We start from the raw sequence: 10,458 nt of genomic DNA on the forward strand, positions 1-10,458 counted from the left end.
GGCGCGTTGGGGAGGGACGAAAGGGGAGCCCATGACCGAAGAAGACGAGGCGGCTTTCGACGAGTTCCTGGCCGCGCGCAGCACCGCCCTCCTGCGCACCGCGATCCTTGTCTGCGGCGCCTCCGAGTCCGACGCCGAGGACATGGTCCAGAACGCGTTGGAGAAGGTCTACCGGCACTGGCCGCGCATCCGGCACGACAACCCCGAGGCGTACGCGCGCCGGGTCGTGGTGAACGGCGCGATCAGCAAGGCCAGGCGGCGCAAGGTGCTCCGGGAGATCACCTTCGCCCAGCCGCCGGAGACACCCGTGGAGTCGCCCGACCTCGGCCTGCGGGACGTGCTCATCACCGAACTCAGGAAGCTGCCGGCCCGGATGCGGGCCGTACTGGTCCTGCGCTACTGGGAGGACCTGTCGGAGGCCGAGACCGCGGCGCTGCTCGGCTGCTCCGTCGGCACCGTCAAGAGCCAGGCCGCCCGCGGTCTGGCACGCGTGCGCGCACATATGGAGAACTTGGAAGGAGCGTCCGCATGAACGTCGAAGAGGCGCTGAGAGACGCCATGGCCGCCGAGGTCGTCGGCGTGCAGGCGCCGCCGTCACTGGGCCAGGCCGTCCGGCGGCGCAACCGGCGGCACGTGGTGCGATTTCGCGTGGCGGGAGTCGCCGTGCTCGCCGCGGCGGCCGCGGTGGCCGTGCCCGTGGCGTTGACCGCCGGGCCCGGCGCCGTCCCGGACGCCGGCGTTCTCGCCGGGGCCGGCGCCACCGGCTCGGGAACTCCGGCCGCGTCCGCGTCCGCGACCGCGACCGGCTCCGGCGACACGGTCGCCGTGCCCGGGAACGTTGTTCCCGACATGGTCGGCAAGAGCGCCGCGCAGAGCGACGCCGTCCTGAAGGAGGCCGGCTACACGGTGCGGGTCACGAAGGTCGTCAGCGACGGGGCCCCGGCGGGGACGGTCGTCGGCCAGACGCCGGCCCCCGGGACGACCGCTCCCGCCGGGGCGGCGGTCACGATCATCATCGCCACGGCGGCCGGCCCGGCCCCGTCCGCCACGGCGGGCACGGAGGGCGCGCAGGACCCGTCGATGCCCCAGGACCTCGGCGATCTGGGGGACGGCCGGACGCTCGGCGGCGTGCACGTCGGCTACCTGCCCAAGGGGCTCGAATGGGGCAAGTGGTCAGGCAAGGACGGGTTCGGCAAGCGGAGCTACACCACGAGCTGGGTGGAGCCCGGGCTCGAACCCGGCATGTACAGCGTCCAGATGGTCGTCTATCGGAAGGAGGCCGCAGAACAGTTCGCGAAGCGGCTTCAGAGCTTCGCCGCGCAGGGCGCGAAGCCGGTCGAAATCGGCGGCAGGAAGGCCTACCTGGTCAGCCTGTCGGATGGGGGCGAGCGGCTCAACGACGGGGGCACCCCGACGATCGCGTGGACCATCGCTCCCGGAGTCGGGGTCGAGGTCATGATGAGCCCTGACTACGCGGCCAAGCTCGGCAAGGCGGTGGCCGACAAGGAGCTCAACAAGATCGCCGCCGGGGCCACCCTCGACAAGTGACCCTGCCCCGTTCCGCGCCTCCGTGCCTCTTCACACCTCAGCGCCTCTGTGGCTCCGTGCATCGGTGCCTCCGGCCGGGCCCGGAGGCGCCGGCCGTACCGGCCCGGCCTGATCGCCGCAGGGATTCGTCTTTGACGCCGGTGCCCGTCACCTGCCTCTGGGAGACGGGGCGCATCCGCCTCCGCGCATGACGAAGGCCCGGTCCCACATGGTGGGGACCGGGCCTTCGTGGCAGATTCGCGACGTCCTGGTGGCCTCGATGCTCGACGGGCCCCTGCCCGACTGGCTTCTGTTCGACAGGCCCTTGCCCGACGGCCCCTGATGCTCGGTCGGCCTCGGTTCTCAGTGCGACTCGGCCAGGAGCTTGGCCACCCGGCTGACGCCCTCGACGAGGTCGTCGTCGCCCAGCGCGTACGACAGGCGGAAGTAGCCCGGGGTGCCGAACGCCTCGCCGGGCACCAGCGCGACCTCGGCCTCTTCCAGGATGAGCTCGGCCAGCTCGGCCGAGGTCTGCGGGCGCCTGCCGCGGATCTCCTTGCCCAGCAGCGCCTTGACCGACGGGTAGGCGTAGAACGCGCCGAACGGCTCGGGGCAGAGCACACCGGGGATCTCGTTGAGCATCCGGACCATGGTCTGGCGGCGCCGGTCGAACGCCGCGCGCATCTCGGCGACGGCCGACAGGTCGCCGGAGACGGCCGCGAGCGCGGCGGCCTGGGCGACGTTGGAAACGTTCGAGGTGGCGTGGGACTGCAGGTTCGTCGCCGCCTTGACCACATCGGACGGGCCGATCAGCCAGCCCACCCGCCAGCCGGTCATCGCGTACGTCTTGGCCACGCCGTTCAGCACGACGACCCGGTCGCGCAGCTCGGGCACGGCGGTCGCGATGCTGGAGAACTCCGCCTCGCCGTAGACCAGGTGCTCGTAGATCTCGTCGGTCACGACCCACAGGCCCTTGTCCAGCGCCCAGCGGCCGATCTCCTCGACCTGGGCGGGGGAGTAGACGGCCCCCGTCGGGTTGGACGGCGAGACGAACAGCAGGACCTTGGTGCGGTCGGTCAGCTTCTCCTCGAGCTGCTCGACCGAGGCCAGGTAGCCGGTCGTCTCGTCGGTGACCACGTCGACCTGGACGCCGCCCGCGAGCTTGATCGCCTCCGGGTACGTCGTCCAGTAGGGCGCCACGACCAGGACCTCGTCACCGGGGTCGAGCAGCGTGGCGAACGCCTCGTAGACCGCCTGCTTGCCGCCGTTCGTCACCAGGATCTGGGCGGCCTCGACCCGGAACCCGCTGTCGCGCAGCGTCTTGTCGGCGATCGCCTGCTTGAGCTCGGGCAGGCCCCCGGCCGGGGTGTACTTGTGGAACCTGGGGTTCCGGCACGCCTCGACGGCCGCCTCGACGATGTAGTCGGGCGTGGGAAAGTCGGGCTCGCCGGCGCCGAAGCCGATGACCGGGCGACCGGCCGCCTTCATCGCCTTGGCCTTGGCGTCCACGGCCAGAGTCGCGGACTCGGAGATCGCGGATATGCGCGCGGAGATGCGAGGTCGGGTCATGCCTCCATCGTTCCAGACGCGCCGCGCGGTTTCGTATCCATATCCAGGATGCGGACGGGTTCGCACGGTAGCTTTAGACCGCACAGGAACGGCACCCGGGCCGCCTCCGGGCGGTGCGGCGACCGTGTGGTTCGACGGAGTGGTGAATCCCGCGTACACTTCACCGACTAGTGGGCCACATGAACGCCACGACGGACGCTTCTACGCGTTTCTCGGGTATCGTGGTGCACGGCTTAGGGCACTAGCGCAATTGGTAGCGCACCGGTCTCCAAAACCGGCGGTTGGGGGTTCGAGTCCCTCGTGCCCTGCGGAGTGCGGTCCGCGCAACAATGGCGTGAAAGCGCGCCGCAACTGCGACGGACACGACGGATCAGGTGAGGACTGTGGCGATCGACACCCGCGGTGAAACCGCTGGCAAGCCAGGCAAGCCGACCAGTGAGAAGAAGGCAAAGCGCACCTCGCCCGCTCTGTTCTACCGGCAGGTTGTCGCCGAGCTGCGCAAGGTCATCTGGCCCCGGCGCAATGACCTTATTTCGTACACGGTAGTTGTCCTGGTCTTCGTTGTGATCATGGTTGGGCTCGTGTTCGGGATCGATACGCTGCTGGGTAAGGCAGTGCTCTGGCTCTTCGGCGGATCCTGATCCCCCGCGAGACGTCATAGCACGTCAAGACACCAAGCGAAGTAAGGAAGAGTCCCGTGTCCGAGTCCCCGATGCCGACCGACCGCTCCCATGACGAGCATGACGAGTGGGGCACCGAGCAGGACGAGGCCGTAGCAGAGGCCGAGGAGACCACGGTCGCCGACTCAGACGGCGATGACGCCGCTGACACCGATGACGCCGGCGACGCCGCTGACACCGATGACGCCGCTGACACCGGCGACGGCGGCGAAGAATCGGCCGAGGCCGCCGCGCAGGTCGACGAGGACGGTGACGTCCTTCCGGACGTCGACCCGGTCGAGGAGTTCAAGCGTCAGCTTCGCGGCCAGTTCGGCGAGTGGTACGTCATCCACTCGTACGCCGGTTACGAGAACCGCGTGAAGCAGAACATCGAGAGCCGTATCGGGTCCCTCAACATGGAGGACTTCATCTTCCAGGTCGAGGTGCCGACCCACACGATCACGGAGTTCAAGGGCGGCAAGAAGACTCCGATCAAGGAGCGAGTGCTTCCCGGTTACGTTCTGGTCCGGATGGACCTGACCGACGAGTCCTGGGCCGCGGTGCGTAACACGCCCGGTGTGACCGGCTTCGTCGGCCTGTCCAACAAGCCGAGCCCCCTGAACCTCGACGAGGTCGCCAAGCTGCTCGCTCCGGAGCCTTCCGAGGAAGTCAAGAAGGCCACGGCCAAGGCGACCACCGCGACCGTCGACTTCGAGGTCGGCGAGTCCGTCACGGTCATGGACGGGCCGTTCGCCACGCTGCCGGCCACGGTCAGCGAGATCAGCGCCGAGTCGCAGAAGCTCAAGGTCCTTGTTTCGATCTTCGGTCGTGAGACCCCGGTTGAGCTGTCGTTCAACCAGGTCTCGAAGATCTGACCGCCTCGCGTAGACTCGATAGCCGTCCTCACGCACGCCCTGCTTCGGCGTGCCTGTGAGGCTTTTGTAGGACAAAAGGACCCGGAGAAGGACGAATGCCTCCAAAGAAGAAAGTCGCGGCACTGGTGAAGGTCCAGCTTCCCGCTGGACAGGCCACCCCCGCGCCGCCGGTCGGTACCGCGCTCGGTCCGCACGGCGTCAACATCATGGACTTCGTCAAGCAGTACAACGCGGCGACGGAGGCCCAGCGGGGCAACATCATCCCCGTCGAGATCACCATCTTCGAAGACCGCTCCTTCACCTTCATCACGAAGACGCCGCCGGCGCCCGAGCTGATCAAGAAGGCCGCCGGTCTGCAGAAGGGCAGCTCGAACCCGCACAAGGACAAGGTGGGCAAGCTGACCCGCGAGCAGCTTCGCCAGATCGCCGAGACCAAGATGCAGGACCTCAACGCGAACGACGTCGAGGCCGCCGAGAAGATCATCGCCGGCACCGCCCGTTCCATGGGCATCACCATCGCCGACTGACTCTCAGCCGCAATCAAACGCAGTGGGAGGGCCGACGCGCGGGCCCGGACCACGATCTCCACGAGGAGCATGAAGTGAAGCGCAGCAAGAACTGGAAGAACGCGGCGGCCGAGGTCGACCGCGCGGCCCTGTACAACCCGCTCGACGGCGTACGGCTGGCCAAGAAGACCGCGACCACGAAGTTCGACGCGACCGTCGAGGTCGCCCTGCGGCTGGGCGTCGACCCGCGCAAGGCCGACCAGATGGTCCGCGGCACCGTCAACCTCCCGCACGGCACCGGCAAGACCGCCCGGGTCCTGGTCTTCGCGACCGGTGACCGTGCCGAGGAGGCCCGCGCGGCCGGCGCCGACATCGTCGGCTCCGACGAGCTGATCGACGAGGTGTCCAAGGGCCGTCTCGACTTCGACGCGGTCGTCGCCACCCCGGACATGATGGGCAAGGTCGGTCGTCTGGGCCGCGTGCTCGGCCCCCGCGGCCTCATGCCGAACCCGAAGACCGGCACCGTCACGCCCGCCGTGGCCAAGGCCGTCAGCGACATCAAGGGCGGAAAGATCGAGTTCCGGGTCGACCGGCACGCGAACCTGCACTTCATCATCGGCAAGGCGTCCTTCGACGAGCGTCAGCTCGTGGAGAACTACGCCGCGGCGCTGGACGAGGTGCTGCGTCTCAAGCCGTCGGCGGCCAAGGGCCGTTACCTCAAGAAGGTCACCTTCACCACGTCCATGGGCCCCGGCATCCCGGTCGACCCGAACGTGACGCGGGCGTTGACCGCCGAGATCGACGCCTGAGCCGTCACCCAGGCCGATAACGACGACGGAAGCCCCCGCCCTTTCCGGGCGGGGGCTTCCGCGCGTCTACCGGCAAACCAGCCCCCGCCGACAGGTCCAGGTCGGCCTGCGCTCCGGGGACTTCGATGTGCCGGCCGCACTGCGTCGTTCCGGCCCGCCCTGCGCGCTGATCCCGTCCGAGCCGTCGGACATGGTGATGATGTCGCGTGCCGGCATGACCAGCCGGCGCGATCCGCCCCCGATCGCGTGACGCGGGACAGCCGCGCGGAGGCCGACTCTCAGGAGACCGACAAGGGCGATGTAGAGGTTTTGTGCACAGCTCATGAGGGTTCGCCCCGTAGCAGCGCACTGGTGGCGTTAGGCGCATAGGGTCAAGGGCAGGTAAAGGGGGACACCGAAGGGATGGAAACAATGCGACGACTACTGGTGGCCACCGGGGCGATGGCCGCGCTCACGGTCGCGGGATGCGGGACGACCGCGGCTCCGTCTCTCCAGAACGCGCAGCTCTCGGCGGCCGAGGTCATCCAGCAGACCGCGCAGAAGGCCGACGACGTCAACACCTATGCCGCGGACCTCGTGGTGAACGTGACCGACGCCAAGGGGGGTCAGGGAGGGGTCGTTCAGGGCACGATGCTCTACCAGAAGACCCCGCAGATCGCCTCCGACATCAACCTCAGCCAGGTGGCGTTCAACGGGCAGAGCGTGCCCGGCGGCGTACGGGTGATCCTTCAGGGCGACGTGGCGTTCGTGAAGGTCGACATGCTCAAGACCCTGGTGGGCGCCACCAAGCCGTGGATCAGGCTCGACCTGAAGCAGCTCGGCTCGCAGGCCGGCGTGAACGTCGACCAGTACCTCGCCCAGGCCCAGCAGTTCGACCTGAAGACGAGCGTCGCCATGCTCACCGCGTCCAAGGACGTCAAGTCGGTGGGCAGTGAGCAGGTCGGCGGGGTGGACACGACCCACTACTCGGGCTCGTTCCCGGTGGACGAGGCCGTCAAGCAGCTTCCCGAGGACCGGCGCGGCCGCATGCAGGGCGAGCTCGCGAACGCCAAGGACGTCAAGTTCGACGCCTGGATCGACACTCAGGGCCTGCCGCGCAAGGTCGAGCTGAACGGCGGCAAGCCGGACGCCGGTACGTTCAAGGCCACGGCGATGTTCAAGTCGTTCAACGAGCCCGTTTCGATCAACGCGCCGGCCGCCGACCAGGTCGGTGACCTGCCGCAGACGCTGCCGCACATGACGCAGCAGCCGTCCGGCGCGGGAAGCTGATTTGGCGTCCTGCCGGTTGACAACGTAGTGTGTCTCCTGCCAAAGACCGCCGGTCGTCATCGGGCTGTACAGCCTGGTGACCGAAGGATCCACGTGAGTGGACGGCCCGCGTAGGTGTGGAGATGCTTGAGGACGTTCGACGTCCATCCAAGCCCCGTGCGCCTGCGCCGGGGCTTGTCTGTTTTTCGGAGGCCCTTCGCCGGCGGCACATCTGGAAGGAGGCCCATGGCGAAGGCGGAGAAGAGCGTCGCGATCGCCGAGCTCAAGAGTGAGTTCGAGGGATCCAGCGCCGCCGTTCTGACCGAATACCGCGGTCTCACCGTCGCGCAGCTCAAGCAGCTGCGCGTCTCTCTCGGTGGGAATGCGAAGTTCGCCGTGGCGAAGAACACGCTTACCAAGATCGCGGCCAACAACGCCGGGATCTCTGCCCTGGACGACCTGTTCCAGGGCCCGACCGCCATCGCGTTCGTCAAGGGCGACGTCGTGGAGGCGGCCAAGGGTCTGCGTGACTTCGCCAAGGCCAACCCCCTCCTGGTGATCAAGGGTGGTGTCGTCGACGGCAAGTCGATGACGCCCGACGAGATCACGAAGCTTGCCGACCTTGAGTCCCGCGAGGTGCTCCTCGCGAAGCTGGCCGGCGCACTGAAGGCCAAGCAGTCCCAGGCTGCCGCCACCTTCGCCGCGCTGCCCACCACGATGGCTCGACTGGCCGAGGCTCTGCGCGCCAAGCGCGAAGAGGCCGGCGAGTAGGTCCGCGCAGCGGACGGGGGAAGCGCGCACCGCGGTCCCTTTAACGTTTTTTGCTCGATCCACTGGAGGAACACATCATGGCGAAGCTCAGCACCGACGAGCTGCTCGAGACCTTCAAGGAGATGACCCTCCTTGAGCTGTCCGACTTCGTGAAGGTCTTCGAGGAGACCTTCGACGTCAAGGCCGCCGCCCCGGTCGCCGTCGCCGCCGCCCCGGCCGCCGGTGGCGCTGGTGGCGCCGCCGAGGAGGCCGAGGAGCAGGACGAGTTCGACGTCATCCTCGAGGCCGCCGGCGACAAGAAGATCCAGGTCATCAAGGAGATCCGCGCCCTGACGAGCCTGGGCCTCAAGGAGGCCAAGGACCTCGTGGACGGCGCTCCGAAGCCGGTCTTCGACGGCAAGGTCAACAAGGAGCAGGCCGAGAAGGCGAAGGCTGCCCTCGAGGGCGCCGGCGCCACGGTCTCCGTCAAGTAAGACGGCCTCGTAACACGCTTCACCGAAGGGGCGGGTCCATCCAGGTGCCGGATGGGACCGCCCCTTTCGCATGCCCGGACGCCGTACGGACTCCAGACCCTATGGGCAGGGCGGGCCCGTTGATCTATCGTGCGGAATGGGGAGTGTCCGACAGAGGCTGTCCGCCGCGAGCGTGGAACCAGGTGGATGCGTCGAAAGGCGGCGGAGGAGCTCGTGGCCGCGGGAGGCTGCAGGCGACGGCAGCGCGGCGGGGCGCCGCCACGCGCAGCAGGACATGGTTCGTCGGGCACGACCGCGGATCCGCGCGACGTGAACGGGCCGAGACGACCGGGTGCTCAGGAGGTGCGGGAATGCGGCGCGCGCTGACCGGCGGGCTCGTCCTCCTCGTGGCCGCCTTGTCCCTGGCGGTCTACTGGCTCGCCCGGGCGCGCACGGATGCCCTCGCGGCGGCGCAGGACCGCGAGATGGCCGTGCAGGCCGCCGCGGCGCACGCCGTGAGCCTCATGTCGATCGACCACCGCCGCATCGACGACGATCTCAAACGCGCCCTGGCGACCTCCACGGGCCCACAGCGGGCGCAGTACGCCGCCGGGCAGGCGGCCCTCAGGGCCGCCACGCTGAAGAACAAGGCCGTCCAGACGGGAGTCCTGCGGGCGTCCGCGCTCGCCTCCATCGACGGCGGCCGGCGCACGGCACAGGTGCTGATCGTCGGCGACGCGGTGATCCATTGGGAGGACGGCAGGAAGGCCCCTCCTGAGGAGCGCTTCTTCCGCTGGCGCATGGACGTCACGAAGGCCTCGGGCCTGTGGCTGGTCTCGCGGGCGGAGCTGGTGCAGTGAGGCGTCTGCTACGGGCGTCGGCGGCCCTCGTGGCGGCCGGGCTGGCCGTCGCCGCCGTGTGGCTGCTGCTCGATCTGCGCCGCGTCCAGGCCGCCGAGAGAGCGTCCCGGGAGGCCCTCTCGGCCGCCCGGTCCTACGCTCCGGACATGTTGTCGTACGACTACCGTACGATCGAGCGGGACATGCTGAGGGCGGGCGCACACGCCACAGGGCAACTGGCGGAGCATTACCGGACGCTCGCGAAGACGCTCGGGCCGCAGGCGCGGGAGCGGCGGACGGTGCAACACGCGGTGGTGGCCGCCGCCGGAGTGGAGTCGGCGACGCCGGACGAGGTCCGGGTGCTGCTGTTCGTGAACATGGTCACGACGCGGTCGGGCCCGGGTCAGGAGGAGCCGAAGCAGCAGGTCAGCCAGGGAAGGGCGCGCCTTGTCATGGTGACGCAGGGCGACGGCTGGCGGGCCTCCCGGCTGTCCACGCTCCTGGGTGACACGCCCGTTCCCTGAGCACGTAGCTAAATTGTTAGTAAAGACGACGTTTAGACCGCGCCGGTGGATGGGTATTCACGGCACGGTGGCGTCGATCGACGGTCAGCGTTGGGTCGTTCGCGTGACTGAGCGTTACCCGTCTCCGGTCCCGGGTAGGGACTGGATCTCCGGCGGTCGCTCGGTCCCGAGGGCGGGAAAACCCAGCGTGACGCCTGTCGGTTAGGCGAAATGTCGGCTCCCGGGCTTGACGTTTCGGCGCTGACGGGTGATGCTGCCACCAACGTGGAGCGCAGAGCGATAGCGGAGTGGACAGGTGTATGCCGATCGGCTACACTGCCCCTTTGCGCTGCCCTTTGACGACCGTCTCTCTGAGTAACTCTTAGTCCTGGTCGTCTGGCGTGCGTGTAGTCAGTCCGCGAGCCCTCGGAAGGACATCTGTTGGCAGCCTCGCGCAACGCCTCCGCCGTACCCGCCGGTCCCCGAACCGTGTCGTTTGCACGCATCGAGGAGCCGCTCGAAGTACCCGACCTTCTCGCCCTGCAGACCGAGTCCTTTGATTGGCTGCTCGGAAACGAGAAATGGAAGGGCCGGGTTGAGGCGGCTCGCCAGGCCGGGCGCAAGGACGTCCCGGCCCAGTCGGGTCTTGAAGAGATCTTCGAGGAGATCAGTCCCATCGAGGACTTCTCCGGAACCATGT

The 10,458-nt window shown here is 68.5% G+C and carries 14 protein-coding genes and 1 tRNA gene; 14 read left to right on the forward strand and 1 reads right to left on the reverse strand.

Going from position 1 to position 10,458, the window contains the following annotated elements; all coding sequences use genetic code 11:
- Positions 1-31: 31 nt before the first annotated feature.
- From FLX07_RS27025 to FLX07_RS38560, 3 genes are all read left to right on the forward strand, one after another.
- Positions 32-532, forward strand: coding sequence for a SigE family RNA polymerase sigma factor (locus FLX07_RS27025; protein ID WP_142574482.1), 501 nt, complete (start codon positions 32-34; stop codon positions 530-532).
- Entirely contained in the window at positions 529-1,548 is a 1,020-nt protein-coding gene (locus FLX07_RS27030) for a PASTA domain-containing protein (protein WP_142574483.1), read from the forward strand. Before FLX07_RS27025 ends, FLX07_RS27030 begins: the two co-directional genes overlap by 4 nt.
- 187 nt (positions 1,549-1,735) lie before the next feature.
- Positions 1,736-1,870, forward strand: coding sequence for a hypothetical protein (locus FLX07_RS38560; protein ID WP_263407679.1), 135 nt, complete (start codon positions 1,736-1,738; stop codon positions 1,868-1,870).
- 20 nt (positions 1,871-1,890) lie between these two features.
- Here the strand turns inward: FLX07_RS38560 and FLX07_RS27035 are convergent, their stop codons facing one another.
- Positions 1,891-3,096, reverse strand: coding sequence for a pyridoxal phosphate-dependent aminotransferase (locus FLX07_RS27035; protein ID WP_142574484.1), 1,206 nt, complete (start codon positions 3,094-3,096; stop codon positions 1,891-1,893).
- A gap of 235 nt (positions 3,097-3,331) precedes the next feature.
- On the opposite strand from FLX07_RS27035, the gene FLX07_RS27040 reads away from it, so the two are divergent.
- The 11 genes from FLX07_RS27040 to FLX07_RS27090 form a co-directional block, all read left to right on the forward strand.
- A tRNA-Trp gene (locus FLX07_RS27040) sits at positions 3,332-3,404 on the forward strand.
- A gap of 75 nt (positions 3,405-3,479) precedes the next feature.
- A complete protein-coding gene (gene secE / locus FLX07_RS27045; RefSeq protein ID WP_030510284.1) occupies positions 3,480-3,737 on the forward strand; it encodes a preprotein translocase subunit SecE in 258 nt (85 codons plus the stop codon).
- A gap of 56 nt (positions 3,738-3,793) precedes the next feature.
- A complete protein-coding gene (gene nusG / locus FLX07_RS27050; protein WP_229689523.1) occupies positions 3,794-4,630 on the forward strand; it encodes a transcription termination/antitermination protein NusG in 837 nt (278 codons plus the stop codon).
- 95 nt (positions 4,631-4,725) lie between these two features.
- Positions 4,726-5,157 carry a 50S ribosomal protein L11 gene (rplK, locus tag FLX07_RS27055; RefSeq protein ID WP_142574485.1) on the forward strand — a complete coding sequence of 144 codons (432 nt, stop codon included), beginning with the start codon at positions 4,726-4,728 and terminating at the stop codon, positions 5,155-5,157.
- Positions 5,158-5,231: 74 nt separating this feature from the next.
- Positions 5,232-5,945 carry a 50S ribosomal protein L1 gene (gene rplA / locus FLX07_RS27060; RefSeq protein ID WP_142574486.1) on the forward strand — a complete coding sequence of 238 codons (714 nt, stop codon included), beginning with the start codon at positions 5,232-5,234 and terminating at the stop codon, positions 5,943-5,945.
- A 411-nt stretch (positions 5,946-6,356) separates the two neighbouring features.
- Positions 6,357-7,214 carry an SCO4651 family lipoprotein gene (locus FLX07_RS27065; protein WP_142574487.1) on the forward strand — a complete coding sequence of 286 codons (858 nt, stop codon included), beginning with the start codon at positions 6,357-6,359 and terminating at the stop codon, positions 7,212-7,214.
- A 225-nt stretch (positions 7,215-7,439) separates the two neighbouring features.
- The gene (rplJ, locus tag FLX07_RS27070) at positions 7,440-7,964 is read left to right on the forward strand and encodes a 50S ribosomal protein L10 (protein WP_142574488.1); all 525 of its coding nucleotides are present in this window, start codon (positions 7,440-7,442) and stop codon (positions 7,962-7,964) included.
- 77 nt (positions 7,965-8,041) lie between these two features.
- A complete protein-coding gene (gene rplL, locus FLX07_RS27075) occupies positions 8,042-8,437 on the forward strand; it encodes a 50S ribosomal protein L7/L12 (RefSeq protein WP_142574489.1) in 396 nt (131 codons plus the stop codon).
- A gap of 350 nt (positions 8,438-8,787) precedes the next feature.
- Positions 8,788-9,276, forward strand: a complete 489-nt coding sequence (locus FLX07_RS27080; RefSeq protein WP_142574490.1) for a hypothetical protein — start codon at positions 8,788-8,790, stop codon at positions 9,274-9,276.
- Complete coding sequence (locus FLX07_RS27085; RefSeq protein WP_142574491.1) at positions 9,273-9,779, forward strand: hypothetical protein; 507 nt, start codon at positions 9,273-9,275, stop codon at positions 9,777-9,779. The genes FLX07_RS27080 and FLX07_RS27085 overlap by 4 nt, the downstream gene beginning before the upstream one ends.
- 420 nt (positions 9,780-10,199) lie before the next feature.
- Positions 10,200-10,458, forward strand: a 259-nt coding sequence (locus FLX07_RS27090) for a hypothetical protein (protein ID WP_142574492.1), incomplete at its 3' end; no start/stop codon positions are given.

The organism is Microbispora bryophytorum, from assembly GCF_006874465.1.
GTDB classification, from domain to species: Bacteria; Actinomycetota; Actinomycetes; order Streptosporangiales; family Streptosporangiaceae; genus Microbispora; species Microbispora bryophytorum.